The 18,279-nt window shown below is 69.2% G+C and carries 20 protein-coding genes; 10 read left to right on the top strand and 10 right to left on the bottom strand.

Going from position 1 to position 18,279, the window contains the following annotated elements:
* The first annotated feature begins 435 nt into the window (after window positions 1-435).
* Together ACZ7SW_RS44465 and ACZ7SW_RS44460 are read left to right on the top strand one after the other, a co-directional pair.
* A complete protein-coding gene (locus ACZ7SW_RS44465) occupies window positions 436-1,866 on the top strand; it encodes an APC family permease (protein ID WP_470236408.1) in 1,431 nt (476 codons plus the stop codon).
* A 65-nt stretch (window positions 1,867-1,931) separates the two neighbouring features.
* Window positions 1,932-2,180, top strand: coding sequence for a hypothetical protein (locus ACZ7SW_RS44460; RefSeq protein ID WP_470236407.1), 249 nt, complete (start codon window positions 1,932-1,934; stop codon window positions 2,178-2,180).
* Between the two features lie 33 nt (window positions 2,181-2,213).
* Here the strand turns inward: ACZ7SW_RS44460 and ACZ7SW_RS44455 are convergent, their stop codons facing one another.
* Complete coding sequence (locus tag ACZ7SW_RS44455; protein WP_470236406.1) at window positions 2,214-2,453, bottom strand: hypothetical protein; 240 nt, start codon at window positions 2,451-2,453, stop codon at window positions 2,214-2,216.
* Between the two features lie 124 nt (window positions 2,454-2,577).
* Between ACZ7SW_RS44455 and ACZ7SW_RS44450 the strand changes: the two genes are divergently transcribed.
* The 5 genes from ACZ7SW_RS44450 (at window position 2,578) to ACZ7SW_RS44430 (ending at window position 6,158) form a co-directional block, all read left to right on the top strand.
* On the top strand, window positions 2,578-3,813 hold the full coding sequence (locus tag ACZ7SW_RS44450) for a sensor histidine kinase (RefSeq protein WP_470236405.1): 1,236 nt from the start codon (window positions 2,578-2,580) through the stop codon (window positions 3,811-3,813).
* Window positions 3,814-4,479 carry a response regulator transcription factor gene (locus ACZ7SW_RS44445; RefSeq protein ID WP_470236404.1) on the top strand — a complete coding sequence of 222 codons (666 nt, stop codon included), beginning with the start codon at window positions 3,814-3,816 and terminating at the stop codon, window positions 4,477-4,479.
* A gap of 306 nt (window positions 4,480-4,785) precedes the next feature.
* Complete coding sequence (locus ACZ7SW_RS44440; protein WP_470236403.1) at window positions 4,786-5,022, top strand: transcriptional repressor; 237 nt, start codon at window positions 4,786-4,788, stop codon at window positions 5,020-5,022.
* Between the two features lie 72 nt (window positions 5,023-5,094).
* A complete protein-coding gene (locus ACZ7SW_RS44435; protein ID WP_470236402.1) occupies window positions 5,095-5,793 on the top strand; it encodes a catalase in 699 nt (232 codons plus the stop codon).
* On the top strand, window positions 5,790-6,158 hold the full coding sequence (locus ACZ7SW_RS44430; protein ID WP_470236401.1) for a catalase-related domain-containing protein: 369 nt from the start codon (window positions 5,790-5,792) through the stop codon (window positions 6,156-6,158). Before ACZ7SW_RS44435 ends, ACZ7SW_RS44430 begins: the two co-directional genes overlap by 4 nt.
* 86 nt (window positions 6,159-6,244) lie before the next feature.
* Here the strand turns inward: ACZ7SW_RS44430 and ACZ7SW_RS44425 are convergent, their stop codons facing one another.
* The 3 genes from ACZ7SW_RS44425 to ACZ7SW_RS44415 all read right to left on the bottom strand — a co-directional run bounded on the left by ACZ7SW_RS44425 (window position 6,245) and on the right by ACZ7SW_RS44415 (window position 9,816).
* Complete coding sequence (locus ACZ7SW_RS44425; protein WP_470236400.1) at window positions 6,245-6,844, bottom strand: MarR family winged helix-turn-helix transcriptional regulator; 600 nt, start codon at window positions 6,842-6,844, stop codon at window positions 6,245-6,247.
* A 101-nt stretch (window positions 6,845-6,945) separates the two neighbouring features.
* The gene (locus tag ACZ7SW_RS44420) at window positions 6,946-8,301 is read right to left on the bottom strand and encodes an aspartate aminotransferase family protein (protein WP_470236399.1); all 1,356 of its coding nucleotides are present in this window, start codon (window positions 8,299-8,301) and stop codon (window positions 6,946-6,948) included.
* A 12-nt stretch (window positions 8,302-8,313) separates the two neighbouring features.
* Window positions 8,314-9,816, bottom strand: a complete 1,503-nt coding sequence (locus ACZ7SW_RS44415) for a CoA-acylating methylmalonate-semialdehyde dehydrogenase (protein WP_470236398.1) — start codon at window positions 9,814-9,816, stop codon at window positions 8,314-8,316.
* Between the two features lie 122 nt (window positions 9,817-9,938).
* On the opposite strand from ACZ7SW_RS44415, the gene ACZ7SW_RS44410 reads away from it, so the two are divergent.
* A complete protein-coding gene (locus tag ACZ7SW_RS44410) occupies window positions 9,939-11,489 on the top strand; it encodes a PucR family transcriptional regulator (protein ID WP_470236397.1) in 1,551 nt (516 codons plus the stop codon).
* On the opposite strand, the gene ACZ7SW_RS44405 is transcribed toward ACZ7SW_RS44410, so the two are convergent.
* From ACZ7SW_RS44405 to ACZ7SW_RS44385, 5 genes are all read right to left on the bottom strand, one after another.
* Window positions 11,466-12,200 (bottom strand): GntR family transcriptional regulator, encoded by a 735-nt coding sequence (locus ACZ7SW_RS44405; protein ID WP_470236396.1) that lies wholly within the window; start codon window positions 12,198-12,200, stop codon window positions 11,466-11,468. The genes ACZ7SW_RS44410 and ACZ7SW_RS44405 overlap by 24 nt on opposite strands.
* A gap of 41 nt (window positions 12,201-12,241) precedes the next feature.
* Window positions 12,242-12,955, bottom strand: a complete 714-nt coding sequence (gene trpA / locus ACZ7SW_RS44400) for a tryptophan synthase subunit alpha (protein ID WP_470236395.1) — start codon at window positions 12,953-12,955, stop codon at window positions 12,242-12,244.
* Window positions 12,952-14,109 (bottom strand): tryptophan synthase subunit beta, encoded by a 1,158-nt coding sequence (gene trpB / locus ACZ7SW_RS44395; protein ID WP_470236394.1) that lies wholly within the window; start codon window positions 14,107-14,109, stop codon window positions 12,952-12,954. The genes trpA and trpB overlap by 4 nt, the downstream gene beginning before the upstream one ends.
* 70 nt (window positions 14,110-14,179) lie before the next feature.
* Window positions 14,180-14,797, bottom strand: coding sequence for a maleylpyruvate isomerase family mycothiol-dependent enzyme (locus ACZ7SW_RS44390; protein ID WP_470236393.1), 618 nt, complete (start codon window positions 14,795-14,797; stop codon window positions 14,180-14,182).
* Between the two features lie 187 nt (window positions 14,798-14,984).
* Window positions 14,985-15,563, bottom strand: coding sequence for a helix-turn-helix domain-containing protein (locus ACZ7SW_RS44385; RefSeq protein ID WP_470236392.1), 579 nt, complete (start codon window positions 15,561-15,563; stop codon window positions 14,985-14,987).
* A gap of 88 nt (window positions 15,564-15,651) precedes the next feature.
* Here ACZ7SW_RS44385 and ACZ7SW_RS44380 point away from each other — a divergent pair, with 88 nt between their 5' ends.
* Both ACZ7SW_RS44380 and ACZ7SW_RS44375 read left to right on the top strand, forming a co-directional pair.
* Window positions 15,652-16,215: a class I SAM-dependent methyltransferase gene (locus ACZ7SW_RS44380; RefSeq protein ID WP_470236391.1), complete on the top strand. Its 564-nt coding sequence runs from the start codon at window positions 15,652-15,654 to the stop codon at window positions 16,213-16,215.
* A 40-nt stretch (window positions 16,216-16,255) separates the two neighbouring features.
* Window positions 16,256-16,939 carry a class I SAM-dependent methyltransferase gene (locus ACZ7SW_RS44375; RefSeq protein WP_470236390.1) on the top strand — a complete coding sequence of 228 codons (684 nt, stop codon included), beginning with the start codon at window positions 16,256-16,258 and terminating at the stop codon, window positions 16,937-16,939.
* On the opposite strand, the gene ACZ7SW_RS44370 is transcribed toward ACZ7SW_RS44375, so the two are convergent.
* A complete protein-coding gene (locus ACZ7SW_RS44370; protein WP_470236389.1) occupies window positions 16,893-18,242 on the bottom strand; it encodes an MFS transporter in 1,350 nt (449 codons plus the stop codon). The two genes, ACZ7SW_RS44375 and ACZ7SW_RS44370, sit on opposite strands and share 47 nt — an antisense overlap.
* Between the last annotated feature and the right edge of the window lie 37 nt (window positions 18,243-18,279).

Raw genomic sequence — 18,279 nt, 5'->3', positions numbered from 1 at the left:
GGTGCTTGTCAAGGCGGGAAAGATGCCTTGACAAGCACCTCCGCGCCGTGTTTTTGGCTTCGTATCGGGGTGCGGGGGTGGTGTGGGTGCATGGTGAGCTGGGTGCGTTGGCTGCGGTTGGGTGGGTGGGGCGCGGGGGTTTGGGTGGGTGGGTGCGTTGGGGTCGCGGGTGCGGTGGGGTGGGGTGGGGGGGCCGTGAGGGGGGCCCTGGGGGAATCTAAGTCCGTGAAGGGGCCCCTCACGGACTCGCGCTGGTCGTGAGGGGGGCCTGAGGGAATCAGAGTCTCTGAGGGTTCCCCTGACGGAGGTCGTGCGGGGTGGGGGTGCGCGGATTGGCAAGACCTCTGCCTGCGACGACAAGGAGTTCGGCCGCTTAGCAAGCAAACTGGGACGCTGCGGGGCAGAGGGCGCCCTGGAGCGGATCGGGAGGGCCGGATGCAACAGCAGTCGACATCGGAGGCCGTCGGAGGGCAGCTTCGCGCTAATGCGCTTGGTACTGGCGGGATCGCGTTTCTCGTGCTCGCCGCTGTCGCGCCGTTGACCGGGATGGTGGTGATCGCGGGGCTCGGGATCGCGCTCGGCAATGGCGGCGGGATGCCTGCGTCGTTCCTGATCGCGGGGATCGTGTTGCTGTTGTTCGGCGTCGGGTATGCGCGGATGAGCCGGTACGTGTCCAACGCGGGTGGTTTCTACGCTTATCTTACCGCTTCCCTCGGGCGACCGGCTGGGCTTTCCGGGGCGTTTGTTGCGTTGGCTGGGTACAACTGTTTCGTCGCGGGAGCGGTGGGGACCTCTGGGGCGCTAACCGGCGGGGTCGTCAACCGGGTCTTTCATCTTGACTTGCCGTGGGAGTTTTGGGCGGCGCTGTCCGTCGTCGCCGTTTTTTTGCTGAGTCGGCGCGGGGTGGACGTTTCGGCGAAGGTGCTTGCGGTGTCGTTGATCCTCGAGGTCAGCATTCTGGTCGTGTTCGACGTCGCGGTGCTCGTGAAATCCGGGTATTCGTTCAGTGCGTTGTCGCCTGCCGTCGTGACGTCTGGGTCGGTCGGGCTCGGGTTGTTGTTTGCTGCCACGTGTTTCATCGGGTTCGAGGCGACCGCGTTGTTCAGCGAGGAGGCTCGGGACGCGAACAAGTCGGTGCCGCGCGCTACCTACATCGCGGTGATTTCGATCGGGGTCTTCGCGGCGATCACGTCGCTCGCGCTGGTGAGTGCGATCGGGGTGGGGAACGCGAAATCCGTCGCACAGGACCATCTTGCGGCGGGCGATCTGTTGCTCGCTACCTCGCAGGATGTTCTCGGGACCGTGCTTACCGATGTTATGCAACTGCTGCTCGTGGTGAGTCTGTTCGCCGCGTTGCTGGCGTTGCATAACTCCGCGAGTCGTTACATCTACGCGCTCGCGAGGGACGGTGTGCTGCCGAAGGCGTTGGGGCACACGGTTTCTGGTACGCCGCGCAATGCGAGTGCGGCGCAGATCGGGTTCGCTACTGTGGTGGCGGCGATCTTCGCGGTGCTCGGGCTCGATCCGGTCGCGTTCCTGACCTCCTCCATGACTGGGTTCGGGACGTTGGCGATCCTCGTGTTGCAGGCGATGGCGTCGATCGCGGTGGTGGTGTTCTTCCGGCAGCGGCGTGATCCGCATTGGTGGAGCACGTTTGTCGCGCCGGGGCTCGGCGGGGCGGGGCTGATCGGGGTGATCGTGCTGGCCGTGCTGAACTTTCCGACGATGGCTGGGTCCGACGCGGCGTGGATTGGGTTGCTGCCGTGGTTGTTGCCGATCCTGATCGTCGCGGGGTTGGCCATGGCGGGTTACCTGCGACGGAGGCGCCCGGAGACGTATGCGGCACTGGGGCCGGAGGTGCACTAATTCAGCCAAGTTTCCGGCAGTCCGTAATCGACGGAGGCCGCGTCATCCGCATGCGCCGTCCTCGGGTGCGTGAAGCTGGTGCGCGACCCTGCGGCCAGCAGCGTGAGTTCACCAGCTTCGAGGGTGCGCTGTTCGGCTCCGCCGATCCACAGGTGCGCCAGGCCGCTCGACGAGGTGCGGGATTCTTCCCCGGCCTGGTGCCGGTACTCGTCGGCGGCGCGGACGATGATCAGCCCGCCGCCGTGCAGATGGATCGAATCAAGCGCGTCGAGCGGAGCGGAATCGGTTCGCGGCGGGCTGGCCGTGGCCCGTGACAGCGGTCGGACCGGCCATAACCCGCCGCGCGGTCAGTCGGCCTGGTCCTTCGCCTTGGCCCGGTTGTTCGCCCATCCGGCGAGCGTCAGCCCGGCGGCGACCAGCACCAGCAGGGAGATCAGCTGTCCGGTCCAGCCGCCGGGAACCCAGGTGAACGCGCTCCACAGCTGGTGGGTCTCGTGGTCGAAGAAGCTGCGGATGATGGCCTGTGCGCAGACGATCGTGAGCACCATGCCGACCGCCTGTACGGCTCCGTAGCCGCCCTTGCTCATCTGTTCTCCCCTGTTCGTTGGTGAGTTCAGTCTGGGGGCGGGCGCCGCGCCGCGCATCGGGCCTGGGGCGCGGATCGCGGCCGACCAAAGTCGAGGCGTGGGTCCGATTAAGACTTTGGTCTAGGTGCGCGCTGTGCCCGGGGCTGCTGCACGGCCGGGGCGGATCGGCGAGGATGGCGGGGTGATCGTCGCGCAGGCCAGGCTCAAACCGTGGCAGCAGGGGTGGCGGCTGCTCCTGGCCGCGCTGGTCGGCCTGCTCGCCTGGGTGGCGGTCGCCGCGCAGCTGCCGGAGGGGTCCGAGGACCCGCGGATCGGGTGGTTGATCTTCGGCGACCCGGTGATCGGGGTCGGCTGCCTGGTCGCGAGCCTGTGGCGGCGGCGGCATCCGCTCGCGATCGCCACCGGGGTGGTGATCGTTTCGGCGGTTTCCACCTCCGCCGGCGGTGCCGCGTTGCTCGTGCTCGGCTCGCTCGCCACCCGGCGCAGGCCGGTCGAGACCACGGTGATCGGGATCGGCTGCGTCCTGACCGGTGCGGTGACCGAAGGGCTTTACCCGCGCGGTGCCGATCCCGATCCGTGGTGGCTGTCCATTGCGCTGACGACGCTCATCACCGGCATCGTCGTGGCGATCGGGGCGGCGGTCGGGGCGCGCCGCGAGGAACTGCGGTCGCTGCGGGAACGCGCGGAGAGCGCCGAACGCGAGCAGGTCGCGCGGGCGGCCGAGGCGCGGATCGTCGAGCGGCACCGGATCGCGCGCGAGATGCACGACGTCCTCGCGCATCGGGTTTCGCTCGTCGCCATGCAAGCCGGGGTGCTGGGGCATCGCGCGGACCTGCCTCCCGAGCAGGTTTCGCTGCTGGCTAAGGGAATCGCTGACGGCGCGCATCAGGCGCTGGAGGAATTGCGGGACGTGCTCGGGGTGTTGCGGGCCAGTCCGGGCGGACTTGAGCCGCCGCAGCCGTCGCTCGCGAACCTGCCCGCGTTGGTCGCGGACGCTCGCGCGCTGGGGGTCGACGTCGGTTACACCCCGGAATCCATCGGGCAGCCGCCGGATCTGCTCGCGCGCACGGTGTACCGGATCGTCCAAGAAGGACTGACCAATGCCGGAAAACACGCACCTGGCGCGGAAGTGTGTGTCACCGTGGAGGGAGGGGAAGGCGACGGCCTGCGCGTGACCGTGCGGGATTCCGGCGCGGCGAGGGGCGAGAAGCCGCCGCCGTCGGCTGGGTTCGGGTTGCTGGGCCTGGCCGAGCGGGTCGAGCTCGCCGGTGGTGAACTTGACCATCACGCGGACCCGGGCGGCGGGTTCGTGCTGACCGCGTGGCTGCCGTGGCCTGCCCGCGGCGAAGGGAGCGAGTGAGTGGACCGGGTGCGGGTCGTGCTCGTCGACGACGATCAACTGGTGCGGATGTCGTTGCGGCTCATGCTCGACGGAGAGGCCGACCTGGAGGTCGCCGGCGAGGCCGCGGACGGCGACGCCGCGATCACCGAGGTCCGCCGGCTGCGGCCGGACGTCGTGCTGATGGACGTGCGGATGCCCGGCCGCGACGGCCTGAGCGCGACCGAAGCGATCCTCAGCTGGCCGGATCCGCCGCGGATCCTGGTGCTGACCACCTTCGACTCCGACGAGATGGTGCTCGGCGCGCTGCGGGCCGGTGCGCTCGGGTTCGTGCTCAAGGACACCCCGCCGCCGGACATCGTGGCCGCCGTGCGCTCGGTCGCCGCCGGGAATCCCGCGCTGTCCCCGGCGGCCACCAGCCGGTTGATCACCGCGGCGATGGGCCCGCAGTCGTCCGGGACCCGGCGTGCCGCGCGGGAAGCGGCGCAGGCGCGGCTGGCCGCGTTGACCGAGCGCGAACGGGACACCGCGCGGGCGATCGCGGAGGGGCTGTCGAACGCCGAGGTGGGGGCGCGGCTGCACATCAGCGTGGCGACGGTGAAGGCGCATACGAGCAGCCTGTTCGCGAAGCTGGGCGTGGTGAACCGGGTGCAGATCGCGTTGGTGGTGCGCGACAGCGAGGAGTGACTGGAAAACCTTGGCTTCCGGCAGCTTCGGTGCACGTATTCGGAAATGAGCACGCATTAGGCAACGAAATGCGAATCAGAAACGCTCATTGGCTTGAGGGGGATAGCTGATCGGCAATTTACGCCGTTTGTCGCAGTGAAGCATATTCGCGCGTCAGCACCATCTTGACGCCAAAGTCTGCTTTCGCGCGGGCTTTTCTGGAATCAATCCGGAATCTTCTTGTGTCGCGGCGGGCGGCCTGCCACGCCTATTACTAGGAGTCCTAACTAGTTGCCTGGCTGTTTCCCGGGTCGGGAGGAAGCCGTCGTGCTGGCCGCGCTGCTCGAACTGCCCGGCTCGCGCGCCCGGTTCGAATTGCGCACCGACGACCACGACCACGTCGCGTGCCGGGAGTGCGGCGCAGTGGCGGACGTCGAGCGCGTCGATCTCCCGCCCGCGGTGGAAAACGCTACCGCGTCGACGCGGCCGAGGTGGCGTATTGGGGCACCTGCCCGTCCTGTCTGTCCGCACCGTCGACGAAAGAGGAGCAATGAATTTCGCTGACAACACCGACCCGTTGACGACCGCGGCAAGTTCACCGTCACTCACGACATCAGCCGCTACACGAGGGCGGCGTTGTTCAGCAAAGTCGGCAACGAGGTCGAGACGTTCGTGCGGTTCTCCACCGTCGCCGGGGAACGCGGCGCGGCGGACGTCGAGCGCGACATCCGCGGGTTCGCCGTCCGCTTCTACACCTCCCAGGACAACTGGGACCTAGTCGGCAACAACGCGCCGGTCTTCTTCCGCCGGGACCCGCTGAAGTTCCCGGACCTGAACCACGCGGTGAAGCGCGATTCGCGGACGAATCTGCCCGAGGCGCTGCACCGGATCACCATCGTGCAGGGCATCGAGAACCTGACGGACAGGGAGGCGGACGCCCTCATCGGCGAGGATCGCGAATCGCACCAGCGAGACCTGTACGAGGCCATCGAACGCGGCGACTATCCTAAGTGGACGCTGTATGTGCAGCTCATGCCCGAGGCGGACGCGGTGACCTACCGGTTCCACCCGTTCGACCTCACGAAGGTGTGGAGCAAGAAGGACTACCCGCTCGTCGAGGTCGGCGAACTGGAGCTGAACCGCAATCCGGAGAACTACTTCGCCGACGTCGAACAGGCCGCGTTCACCCCGGCCAATCTGGTGCCGGGGATCTCGGTCAGCCCGGACAAGATGTTGCACGGCAGGCTTTTCTCCTACGGCGACGCGTCCCGCTACCGGCTCGGCGTGAACCACCACCAGATCCCGGTCAACTGTCCGCGCGGGCGACTCTGGTGAACACCTACCACCGCGACGGCGCGATGCGAGTGGACGGCAATCAGGGCGGGGTGCCGGGGGTGCAGCCGAACCTCTTCGGGCGGTGGGCGGAGCAGCCGCAGTACGCCGAGCCCGCGGGTGCCGCCGGCGCGGTCGCGGACCGGTTCGATTACCGCGAGGACGACGACAATTATTTCGAGCAGCCCGGAAACCTGTTCTGGCTGCTGGACGAGGGTGCGCGGCAGCGGCTTTTCGAGAACACGGCACGGGGGACCAAGGGCGCGCGCAGGGAGACGGTCGAGCGGCATATCGACAACTGTGCCAAGGCGGACCCGGCTTACGGCGCGGGTGTGCGGAAGGCGTGCGAGGAGTTCGGGGCGTTGTGACCGGCTGTCCGTGAGGGGAACCCTGAGGGAATCTGATTCCCTCAGGGTTCCCCTCACGGACGCGTGGCTTGAGGTTTCGGCACGGGTCAGGCTGGTGATTGTTCGTGTTCTGGGCAGTCAGTGCGCAATTCGTTCAGCGCCAACGGTTTCCGCATCAAATGACAGTGGTGCGGAGCCCTCGGGTCGGGATGCTCGTCGCGCCCGAAGAACCGGCACGTCGTGCACACCCGCGCCACGCTGATCGCGCCGCCGCGCTGCAGATCCGCGATCACCCGCAGCAGCGTGTGCAGGGTCGTGGCCCGGTCCGGCTCCGGCGTCGCGGCCAGCGAGCTCACCAGCTGCTGATCCCACGCCGACAACTCGGCGGCGACCTCGAAGCCGCGGTCGGTCAGGGTGAGCAGGCGGCGTCGGCCGTCCGAGCCGGGTGAGCGGGTGAGGAGTTCCTTGCGTTCCAGGGCGCTGACCGCGTCGGACATCGTCGGGGTGGTCACGTCGAATTCCGCGGCCAGTGCGTTCACCTCGCGGCGCGGCGCGGGGTGGCGGGACAAGGACAGCACCGCCTGTTGTTGCAGCGGCGAAAGACCTTGTGTGCGGGCGCTGCGTTGAGAAAGCGCCCGCAAGCCGTTCCCGAGCCGCTCGATGGCGTCGGCCAGCCGCCGGTCGAGGCCGGGTTCGTGCTCGGGCATGCGCGCCGCCTCGCGGTTAGGACTCCTGCCGCTCATGATAAGCGACGGCACGGAAGAAGGCCGGGACCAGCCGGTCCCGGCCTCCTCCCTCGCCAGCTGGCTCAGACGAGTTTTTGCGCCTCGAGCAGCGCGTCCCGCAGGATCTGTTCCATCTCGTCGAACTCCGCCTGCCCGGCGATCAGCGGCGGAGCGAACTGGACGACCACGTCACCCCGGTCGTCCGGACGGCAGTAGAGGCCCCGGTCGAACAACGCCCCCGGCAGGAAGCCGCGGACGAGGCGTTCCCGCTCGTCGGCGTCGAACGTCTCGCGGGTCGCCTTGTCCTTGACCAGTTCGACGGCCCAGAAATAGCCGTCGCCGCGGACGTCGCCGACGATCGGCAGGTCCAGCAGCTTGCCGAGGGTCGATCCGAACGCGTCCTGATTGTCCAGTACGCGCTGGTTGAGTCCTTCCCGCTCCATCAGGTCGAGGTTCGCCAGCGCGACCGCGGCCGACACCGGGTGCCCGCCGAAGGTGTAGCCGTGCGGGAAGCCGACTCCTTCGCGGAGGAACGGCTCCATCACGCGGTCCGACGCGATCAGCGCGGCGATCGGGCTGTAGCCGGAGCTCAGGCCCTTGGCGCAGGTCAGCAGGTCCGGCTGGAGGCCGAACTTCTCGCTGGCGAACGTCTTGCCGTGCCTGCCGAACGCGCAGATCACCTCGTCGGCGACCAGGAGCACGTCGTGCCGGTCGCAGATCTCCCGCACCCGTTCGAAGTACCCGGGCGGCGGGGTGAGGCAGCCGCCGGAGTTCTGCACCGGTTCGAGCACGACGGCGGCGACCGTGTCCGCGCCCTCGAACAGGATCGTTTCCTCGATCCGGTCCGCGGCCCAGCGGCCGAACGCTTCGAGATCGTCGGCGAATTCCGGATGCCGGTACAGGTTGGTGTTCGGCACGCGGAAGCCGCCCGGCGCGAGCGGCTCGAAGTCCTTCTTCATCGCGGGCAGCCCGGTGATCGCGAGCGCGCCGTGCGGGGTGCCGTGGTAGGCCACCGCTCGGCTGATCACCTTGTGCTTGCCGGGTTTTCCGGTCAGCTTGAAGTACTGCTTCGCGACCTTCCACGCGGATTCGACCGCTTCGCCGCCGCCGGTGGTGAAGAAGACGCGGTTGAGGTCGCCCGGCGCGAGGTGCGCGAGCCGTTCGGCCAGTTCCGCCGCGGGTTTCGTGGCATAGCCCCAAATCGGGAAGTACGCCAGCTCGTTCGCCTGCTGTGCGGCGACTTCCACGAGTTCCCGGCGGCCGTGCCCGGCCTGCACGACGAAGAGCCCGGCCAGCCCGTCGAGGATGCGGCGGCCGCGGTCGTCCCACACGTGCACGCCCTCGCCGCGGGTGATCACCGGGACCGGCGAGTCCTGGTAATTTCCCATGCGGGAGAAGTGCATCCACAGGTGCCGGGCTGCTGCCGACTGAGTGTCCATTGCAGATCCCTCTCAGACGTTCTGCGGGAAACCGAGGTCGAGGCCGCCCTGTTCGGGGCCCGGCCAGCGGGTGGTGACGACCTTGGCGCGGGTGAAGAAGTGCACGCCCTCGCCGCCGTGCGCGTGGGTGTCGCCGAACAGCGAGTTCTTCCGGCCGCCGAACGAGTGGTAGGCCACCGGGACCGGCACCGGGACGTTCACGCCGACCATGCCCGCCTCGACGTCGGCGGAGAACCGGCGGGCCGCGCCGCCGTCGTTGGTGAAGATCGCCGCGCCGTTGCCGTACGGTCCCGCGTTGATCAGCTCGATCGCGTCGGCGAACGTCTCCACGCGCACCACCGAAAGCACCGGGCCGAAGATCTCGTCGGTGTAGATCGGCATGTCCGGGCGGACGTGGTCGAACACTGTGGGGCCGACGAAGAACCCGTTGCCGTCCGCGTCGAACTTGCCTTCGCGGCCGTCCAGCACCAGCGTCGCGCCAGCTTCGGCGCCGGCGGCGATATAGCCGGACACCCGGTCCTTCGCTGCTTCGGTGACTAGCGGTCCCATGTCGCAGCCACGGGTGCCGTCGCCGGTCACCAGCGTCTTCGCGCGGTCGGCGATCCGCGGCACGAGCGCGTCGGCGACTTCGCCCACCGCGACCACCACCGACACCGCCATGCAGCGTTCGCCCGCGGATCCGAAACCGGCGCTGACTGCCTGGTCGGCGACTAGGTCGAGGTCGGCGTCGGGCAGCACCACCATGTGGTTCTTCGCGCCGCCGAGCGCCTGGACGCGCTTGCCGTTCGCGGTGCCGGTCTCGTAGACGTACTGCGCGATCGGGGTCGAGCCGACGAACGACACCGCCTCGATGTCCGGGCTGTGCAGCAGCGCGTCGACCGCGGTTTTGTTGCCGTGCAACACGTTGAACACGCCTTCGGGCAGACCCGCTTCGCGCCACAGTTCGGCGAGCCAGTTCGCCGCGGTCGGCACCTTCTCCGAAGGCTTCAGCACCACGGTGTTCCCGGCCGCGATCGCGATCGGGAAGAACCACATCGGGACCATGGCGGGGAAGTTGAACGGCGAGATGATCGCGACCGGGCCGAGCGGCTCGCGCAGCGAGGTGACGTCGATGTCGGTCGACGCGTTGGCCGTCGCCGCGCCCTTGAGCAGCTGCGGGATTCCGCAGGCGAACTCGACGACCTCCAGGCCGCGCGCGACCTCGCCGGCCGCGTCGGACAGCACCTTGCCGTGCTCGGCGGTGATGATCTCCGCGAGCTCGGACGCGCGCGCGTCGAGCAGTTCGCGGAACCGGAACAGCATCCGGCTGCGCTTCGCCAGGGAAGTCTTGCGCCAAGCGGGGAACGCGGCTTTCGCGGCGGCGATCGCGGCCTCGGCGTCCGCGGCCGAACCGAGCGGCACGCGCGCGGCGACCTTCCCGGTCGCCGGGTTCGTGACGTCCCCGTAGCCGTCCGGCGCGCCTGGTACGGCACCGCCGGCGATCCACTGGGACAGCGTCGGCACGGAATCGCTCATCGAGCCACCTTTCTTCCTGGTATTCGCCCTCTGAGGGTCCCTCTCGGACGGGGCGCGGGTAACCGACGAATCGTCACATTGTCGACCACTGGCTTTACATTTCGTCGGGTTATGCTGCGGTCGTGGACCTGACCCTGCGAGACGTCCTCGAGCTGCCCGTGATGGCCGCCGGCTCCCCGGTCGTGCGCTCGGCGGCGGACGCGGTCGACGTGCCGGTGCGATCGGTGCACGTGAGCGAGCTGAGCGACGTCGCCGGGACGCTGACCAGCGACGTTCTGGTGCTCTCCATCGGGCGGGCGTTCACCGAGCCGGGCTTCGACCCAGTGGCGTATGTGCGGTCGTTGCGCGACGCGGGTGCCATCGGGCTGGTCGTGGACCCGTGGGAGCGGCCGAAGGCGTTGCCCAGCGGGTTGGTGCAGGCCGCTCGGGCGGCGCGGTTTCCACTGGTGGAGCTGCGCAGCACGGTCCGCTTCATCGAGGTGACCGAGATCGTGCACGCGCGGATCGTCAACGCGCATTACGAGCGGTTGCGGCTGGCCGAGCGCGCGCACGAGGCGTTCAGCACCGTCGGGTCGGCTTCGCAGGCACCGGACGCGGTCCTCGCGCACGCGGCGGACTTGATCGGGCTGCCGGTGGTGCTGGAGGACCGGACGCATCGGGCGCTCGCGTTCGCCGGTGCCGGTTCGGCGGAATCGCTGCTGCGCGATTGGCCCGCCCGGTCCCGGCGAGTCCCGTTTCGCGCCGCGACCGAGGTGGGTGGGCCGGAGGGGTGGCTGTGCACCCCGGTCGGGCCGCCGCGCGAACGCTGGGGTCGGCTGGTCGTGCCCGCTCGGTCGGCGGAGCAGGTGGCGGCGTGGATGGTGCTCGAACGCGCGGCTGAGGCGTTGACCGTCGGAAAGTTGCTGGAACGCTCGCCGCTGTCGGTGGAAATCGAAGCCCAGGGCGATTTGCTGCGGGATCTGCTGCACGGCGCGGACGAGGGTTCGGTCCGCGCGCGGGCCCGGGCGTTGGGGCTGGCGTCGGCGGCGTACTACGCGGTGCTCGTGTGCCGTCCGGCCCAAACTGGGCAGGAGCGGGCGCTGCTGGACGCGGTGCTGACCAGTGACGGAATCGGCGGAGTGCTGGCTGAAGGCCGGGTGGCGGCGGTGTTCCCGTGTTCCTCGGCGGCTGCGGAGAAAGCGTTGCTGGAGCGCGTGGTCGCCGGTGTTCCGGCCGGGTTGGCGGCGGCGTTTGGGGCGGCGGGACCGGTACGGCGGCTCGGCGAACTGCCGGCGGCGCTGCAGGAGGCGGTGCATGTCGCGGACGTCGAATCGCCTGGCGCGCCTGGACTTCGGCGCGCTGGCGACTTGGGGGTGCGCGGATTGTTGTGGTGGTTGCGGGAACATCCGCGGCTGCACGAGTTCACCGAGGCTCAGCTGCGGCCGTTGCTGACGTTGCCGGAACCGCGGGCCAGCCGGGCGTTCGCCACGTTGCGGGCGTTTGTCGAGTCGGGTTATTCGATGACGGAGTTCGCGAAGGCGCTGAACCTGAGCCGTCCGGCGGCTTATTCGCGGTTGGCGACGATCGAGCGGCTGCTTGGAGTGGAATTGTCCGATCCGGACACTCGGCTTTCGTTGCACCTGGCCGTTTTGGCGCACGGCCACCGTGGTTCAGCTTCCGGCGCCCCAGCGTAGGGAGAGCTGGTTGGCGGCGCGTTCGGTGCTGATGTGCATCATGCTGCCGAGAATGGTCGCGCGGTCGATGACGACGATCGTGCCGTCCGGGGCGCTGGTGGTGCGTTCGCTGACCAGGACCGGGGTGCCGACGGGTTCGTCGAGGAGACGGGCGAGTTTGTCGTCGAGGGCGTCCGGGCGGATGGTTTCGGCGGCCCGGTCCACCACGGCATCCAGTTCGGACAGTGCGGTGTAGAGCGATACCTCGGTGAAATCTTTGTCCCGCAAGCGTTCTCCGTGCGGGGGAGCGATCCAGGACACCTGATGGATCGCTCGTCGGCCGCCGAATTCGCGTACTCGCTCCAGCCGCAGGCCGGAATCGGTGGCCCGAGCCTGCAGCCGCGCGGCGACGCGAGCGGGCAGCCGCCGTACTGACTGGCTGACGACCTCGGTGCGCACGACGTAACCCTGATCGCGCAGGTCCTCGGTGAAGCTGCGCAAGGAGCCCAGCTGGTACGAGGCCGGCGTCGGCGCCACGAAGGTGCCGCGGCCGGGTTGTTGCACGATCAGGGCTTCGTCGCTGAGTTCGCGCAGCGCCTGGCGGAGCGTCATGAGCGTGACGCCATAGGACGCGCTGAGCTCCCGCTGCGGCGGCAGGGCCTCGCCGGGCGCGTACTCCCCGGCACGGATCTTCGCGGCGAGATCCGCGGCGATCGCTCGGTATCGGGCCATGCGCGTCCGTTCTGGTCCAGTTCTGCCTTGACCAGCGGATTCTAGTCCAGCGCGGCTCGCAGGGTCGCGACGTACTCGCCTACCCGCGCCGGACCAGCGCCGTCGAGCACCCGCCGCATGATCGCCGCGCCCACGATCACGCCGTCGGCCACCCGGGCGGCCTCGGCGGCGTGCGCCGGCTGGGAGATGCCGAAGCCGATCAGGACCGGCTGGTCGGTGGCGTTCTTCAGCCGGGTGGCCAGTTCGATCGCGGAGGCGGGCAGGTGGTCGCGTTCGCCGGTGGTGCTCATGGCCGAGACGGCGTAGACGAAACCCCGGCTCCGTGCGGCGATCTCGTGTGCGCGGTCGGTTGGTGTCGCGGGGGAGACCAGCAGTGCCAGCTCGATTCCGTCTTCGATCGCGGGAACTTCTTCCAGCGGGAGATCCGGCACGATCAGGCCTTGCACCCCGGCGTCTTTCAACTGTGCGCAGAAGCCCTTGCGGACAGCCAAGTTGGCGTAGGTGCTCACGATGATCGGAACGTCCACTGTGGTCTCACGCAGTTCATTGAGGACGCTCTGCGGAGTGGTTCCGTTGGTGAGCGAGACGGTGGACGCCTCCTGGATGGTCGCGCCGTCCAGCGTCGGGTCGGAGAAGGGGATGCCGACTTCGATCGCGTCCGCACCGGCTTCGACCAATGCCGGAAGATAGTCCGTCCACTGTGGATTGATTCCGCCGGTGAGGTACGGCATCAAGACTTTGCGGTCGGTTTTCATGCGCGGGACTCCTCGGAGCGGGCGATGAGCGTGGCGATGTCCTTGTCGCCGCGGCCGGACAGGGTGAGCAAGACCGTCGAGCCCGCCGGAAGGTCTGGCGTGCCAGCGGCTTCGGCCACCCAGGCGAGCGCGTGCGCGGATTCGAGGGCCGGGATGATTCCTTCGGTGCGAGCCAATTGCGCCGCCGCGGCGACCGCTGCTTCGTCATTGACCGCGACGTATCGTGCCCGGCCGAGGTCGCGCAGGTGCGCGTGTTCCGGTCCGACACCGGGATAGTCGAGCCCGGCCGCGATCGAGTGGGCTTCGAGGATTTGCCCGTGCTTGTCCTGCAGGAACAGCGACCGTGAACCGTGCAGCACGCCGGCTTGGCCGGACGTCGCGCCCGATCCGCCGATCGCTTCCACTCCGACCAGCCGCGCGCTGGTGTCGGCGAATCCCGCGAAGGTGCCCGCCGCGTTGGACCCGCCGCCGACGCACGCGACGACGAAATCCGGGGTCGCCGCGTACTGCTCGCGAGCCTCCTCGCCGATCACGCGCTGGAATTCCCGCACCATCCACGGATACGGATGCGGCCCGACGACCGAGCCGAGACAGTAGTGCGCCTCCTCGGTCGAGCTGACCCAGTGCCGCATCGCCTCGCTGGTCGCGTCCTTGAGCGTGCGGCTGCCGCCGCGGACCGGGACGACCTCCGCGCCGAGGTAGCGCATGCGGAACACGTTGTGCGACTGGCGTTCGACGTCCTGCTCGCCCATGAACACCGTGACCGGCAGGTCGAGCAGAGCGCCCGCGGTGGCCGTCGCGACGCCGTGCATCCCGGCCCCGGTCTCGGCGATCAGCCGCCGCTTGCCCATCCGCCGCGCGAGCAGTGCCTGGCCGACCGCGTTGTTGATCTTGTGCGATCCGGTGTGCGTGAGGTCTTCCCGCTTCAGTGCGACGGTCACGCCGAGTTCGGCGGACAACCGCTCGGCGGGCGTCAGCGGCGTGGGCCGGCCGACGTGCCGGGCGAGCATCGTCTGGAGCTGCTCGCGGAAGCCGGGGTCGGCCCAGGCTTTCTCGAACGCGTCGGCGACTTCGAGGCAGGCGGGCACCAGGGATTCCGGCACCCAGCGCCCGCCGTACTCCCCGAAGCGTCCTTTCTGGGTCGGGGTGCGCATGGACATCTCCTTAGAGTTCTATAACTGTCTCCACTGTTATAGAACTCTTGGCGGCGGAGTGCAAGCCCCGTCAGCGCTGCCGCAGGGTCTCGACGCCGTCGCCGTCCAGTTCGTCGAGGTACCGGGAACGGCCGGTCATCGCCATGATCAGCGCGATTGTCGGGCCGGACACGAGTGGTCCCGAGCCGCCGGAGAAGTCACTGTCGGTCGCCGCGAGACGGAGGCCTTGGACGCGCCCCTTGGCGAGCACGACGAGATCGGAGCCGAAGTAGTAGCGGGCCACCGTGGTGAGTGTGTCGACCGGATGCTCGCGACGGATCTCGAGCGGGCGGCGGATGTCCTCGCCGTGCACGACGATCTCGCCCAGCATCGCGACGACCGGCAACGGCGGTTTGGTCGTGCTGGCGATGACCCGGCGGAAGCGGGCCAACGCGTCGGCCGGGCGGTCGCCGAGATGCTCGGCTAATCGCATCGCGACCTGCCGATCGAAGTCGAAACGGCAGCGCAGCACGCCGGCCATCCAGCGCAACGGCGTGAGCGACGCGCCCGCGGTGAGGTGGGCCAGCACCTCTCGGACGGAGAGCCCGTCGCACAGCGAAAGCGTGCTCCATCGGGCGTCGGACAGTCCGGCGAGGTCGTCGGCCAGCGCGGCGCGTTCGGTGTGGATCTGCGGCCAGGTGGTGGTCATTCCAGGTCTCCTCGGTAGTGGTTGCCAGGTGAGACCGGCTGGATACGGCAGAATCGTCGGTGACCTCGGTGAACTCTGCCCCGGCTCGCGCCTGCCGGACCGTCTCGGTACGTCCCCGCCCGCACTTGGCGACAGTCGCTCCGCGCTACGTCCGGAGCACTTCCCGCCTTCGGATTGCCCGCCTCGGTCATGCCTTGGGCGCTGCCCGCACATGCGCACGTTGTCCCTGCCGCCCGATCAAGCACAAATACTCGACCGGTTCCGCCGAAGCCGCGCCGAACCAGTGCGGTACCCGGGTGTCGAACTCCGCTGCCTCACCGGGGGAAAGCGTCATGTCGTGTTCGCCGAGCACCAGCCTTAACTGTCCATTGAGGACATAAGTCCATTCGTAGCCCTCGTGCGTTTTGGGATCGGGTTCCCGCTGTTTCCGTCGTCCGGGCAGGATGAATTTGTACGCCTGGATCCCGCCCGGACGGCGCGTCAGCGGAAGGATCGTCATCCCGTCGGCGCCGCTGATCGGGCGGAGGTGGATGCGCGGGTCGCCGGTCTGCGGGGCGTCGACCAGTTCGTCGAGGGTCACGCCGTGCGCGCGGGCCAAGGGCAGCAGCTGTTCCAGGGTGGGCCGCCGGTTGCCGGATTCCAGCCGGGACAGCGTGCTGGCCGCGATGCCGGTTCGCGCGGCCAGTTCGGCGAGCGTGACCTCCCGCTTCCGGCGCAGTTCGCGCAGCCGGGGGCCGACTGCGTCCAGGGCACGGTCGTCGTCCATCTTCCGAGTTTGACAGATTGGCAAGGTTGCTTGCCAGTCGTGCCGGAGGGTTCGCAAGCTGGAACGGGAATCGGGAAAGGAACTTCTTGTGCCGCACACATTCGATCAGTCCTATTGGGACGAGCACTGGGCAGGCGCGGCCGGGCACGCGCAGCTCGAACCGCATCCGCAGCTGGTCGAGCAGGCGGGGAAACTCCCGCCCGGACGCGCGCTGGACGCCGGCTGCGGGGAGGGCACCGAAGCGGTCTGGCTCGCCGGGAACGGATGGCGGGTGACGGCGGTCGACCTGTCGGAGGAAGTGCTGCGCCACGCGCGCGAACGGTCGAGCGCGGTCGAGTGGGTGTGCGCTGACCTGCTGAAATGGACCCCGGACGGGCAGTTCGACCTGATCGCCACCCACTACGTGCACGCCGCTGGCCCGCTGTTCGAGCGGCTCGCGGAGTGGGTCGCGCCGGGCGGGACGTTGCTGGTGGTCGGGCATCACCACGGGGAACTGCATCCGCCGGAGTCGACGATCACCGTGCACGACGTCGGCCTGGATGCCGGACAGTGGGTGATCACCGTCGCCGAGAACCGCACGCGGAAGGTTCCCGGCGGGGAATTGCACGACACGATTCTCTGCGCTCGCAAGATTTCTTCGCCTAACGCGTAATCAGTGGCGGCCACGGGCGGTTCGGTAGTGCACTGGAGCGGTGGCGGCCTATGACGAGATCGCGGATTGGTACGAGGAGGAGTTTCTGCGCGCCCAGCCGGTGAACCCCGGTGCCGACGCGTTGCGGGATCTTCTCGGCAACGGCAGCGGTGTGTGCCTGGAGCTCGGCTGCGGCACCGGTGTGCACGCGGGCCTGGTGCGGGAGCTGGGCTGGACGCCAGTCGGAGTCGACCTGTCCGGCGGGATGCTGCGGCACGCCCGCGCCAGGCTGCCGATCGCCCAGGCCGACGCCACGCGGTTGCCGGTGCGGGACAGCAGCGTCGATGCGGTCGTCGCGGTGCTGGTGCACACCGACATGCCCGCGTATTTCGCCGTGCTGCGCGAGGTGGCCAGGGTGCTGCGGCCGGGTGGGGTGTTCGTGCACGTCGGCGTCCATCCCTGCTTCTGCGGAGGGTTCGCCGACCGCGGCGATCCGGCCGCGGTGGTCGTCCGCCCTGGCTATCTCGACCGGCACTGGACCAAGGAATCGTGGACCGATCGGGGAATTCGCGACAAAGTCGGTGCGACGCACTGGCCGCTGCCGGAGCTGGTGAACGGGTTCCTCGACGCCGGGCTGACGCTCGACCGGTTCGCCGAGACCGGCACTCCGCTCCCGATCGTGCTGGCGGTCCGAGCGTTCACCGGCGCGGCAGCAGCCGAAGAACCACTATCGCGCCGGTGGTGAGAGCCAGAATTCCGCCGCAGGCGAGCGCGAGCGCGTGCAGCGGTGCTCCGTCGAGCGTGGAGTAGTAAATCGCGCCGATCACCGCTACGCCCACTGCTCCGCCGATTTGCTGGCCGGTCGCGAGTACGCCGGAGGCCATCCCGGCGTCGGCGTGTGGGACGGCGGCCAGGACGTGGTTCAGCAGCGGCGGCACGAGCAGGCCCTGACCTGCGCCGATGAGCGCCAGCGCGGGGACGAACGACCAGCCGGTGCCGAGGGTGGCCGACAGCGTGATCAGGACGGCGTAGCCGACCCCGGCGGTCGCCGCGCCGGTCAGCGGCGCTCGGGGCACGCGGTCGCCGAGGAGGCTCATCGCGAGGAAGGCGGCGGCGAAGGGCAGGTACGTCAGCGCGGCACCGAGCGGGCTGAGGCCCAGACCGTCTTGCAGGGCAAGGGAAAGCACGAGGAAGAACGAGTTGATCCCGGCGTAGGTGAGCAGCACGAGGCCCATGCCGAGGCTGAATTCGCGCTGCCGCACCAACCCCGGGCGAACCAGCGGCGCGGGTGCCCGGCGTTCGACCGCAGCGAAAACCGCCATCGCGAGGCTGCCTCCGGCGATGCTGCACCAGGACCACAGCGGCCAGCCCGCTTCCCGTCCGGTGATGAGCGGCACGACGAGCAGCGTGAGGGCGACGGTCAGCACCGCGGTGCCGCGCAGGTCCAGCCTGGCGGTGCGGTTCGGCGGGGTCCGCGGCAGGAACCGGGCGGCGAGCACGAGGGCGCTCAGCCCGACCGGGACGTTGACCCAGAAGATCGGCCGCCACGGGCTGCCGAAGAGATTCGCGGTCACGAGCACCCCGCCCAGCAGCTGGCCGGTGACACCGGACAGTCCGATGACCGCGCCGAGCACCGCGAACGCCCGCGGCCGCTGCGGGCCGGGGACCACGACGTGGATCATCGCGAGCACCTGCGGGAACATCGCCGCGGCTCCGAGCCCCTGCACGAACCGCGCGGCGACCAGCCAACCCGCTCCCGGCGCGGCGGCGCACGCGGCTGAGGCGGCGGTGAACAGCAACAGCCCGGCCAGGAACACCGGTTTGCGGCCGCGGAGATCGCCGAGCCGCGCGAAGGTGATCAGCGCGACGGCGTACGCGAGCTGGTAACCGGCGAGCAGCAACTGGAGTTCGGCGGGCGAGGCGCCGAGGTCGGCTCGGATCGCGGGTGCGGCCACGAACACGATGAACGTGTCCAAGACCGCCATGAAGACGCCGATGAGCAGGATCGCGAGCGTGCGCCACGGGGTACGGGGAACAACGGTGTGCATGTCCTGATCGTCGGCAGCGGGCCGGGCGCGGGGGTAG

The organism is Amycolatopsis sp. NPDC114484 (assembly GCF_055633755.1).
This window is presented reverse-complemented; position numbering and strand designations above follow the sequence as displayed.

What these genes read in the sequence shown, in the direction of transcription:
- ACZ7SW_RS44385 (WP_470236392.1), bottom strand. Translation starts at nt 15,563, where the DNA reads ATGGACGACGACCGTGCCCTGGACGCAGTCGGCCCCCGGCTGCGCGAA.
- ACZ7SW_RS44465 (WP_470236408.1), top strand. Translation starts at nt 436, where the DNA reads ATGCAACAGCAGTCGACATCGGAGGCCGTCGGAGGGCAGCTTCGCGCT.
- ACZ7SW_RS44370 (WP_470236389.1), bottom strand. Translation starts at nt 18,242, where the DNA reads ATGCACACCGTTGTTCCCCGTACCCCGTGGCGCACGCTCGCGATCCTG.
- ACZ7SW_RS44455 (WP_470236406.1), bottom strand. Translation starts at nt 2,453, where the DNA reads ATGAGCAAGGGCGGCTACGGAGCCGTACAGGCGGTCGGCATGGTGCTC.
- trpB (WP_470236394.1), bottom strand. Translation starts at nt 14,109, where the DNA reads ATGCGCACCCCGACCCAGAAAGGACGCTTCGGGGAGTACGGCGGGCGC.
- ACZ7SW_RS44420 (WP_470236399.1), bottom strand. Translation starts at nt 8,301, where the DNA reads ATGGACACTCAGTCGGCAGCAGCCCGGCACCTGTGGATGCACTTCTCC.
- ACZ7SW_RS44415 (WP_470236398.1), bottom strand. Translation starts at nt 9,816, where the DNA reads ATGAGCGATTCCGTGCCGACGCTGTCCCAGTGGATCGCCGGCGGTGCC.
- trpA (WP_470236395.1), bottom strand. Translation starts at nt 12,955, where the DNA reads ATGAAAACCGACCGCAAAGTCTTGATGCCGTACCTCACCGGCGGAATC.
- ACZ7SW_RS44425 (WP_470236400.1), bottom strand. Translation starts at nt 6,844, where the DNA reads ATGCCCGAGCACGAACCCGGCCTCGACCGGCGGCTGGCCGACGCCATC.
- ACZ7SW_RS44390 (WP_470236393.1), bottom strand. Translation starts at nt 14,797, where the DNA reads ATGACCACCACCTGGCCGCAGATCCACACCGAACGCGCCGCGCTGGCC.
- ACZ7SW_RS44405 (WP_470236396.1), bottom strand. Translation starts at nt 12,200, where the DNA reads ATGGCCCGATACCGAGCGATCGCCGCGGATCTCGCCGCGAAGATCCGT.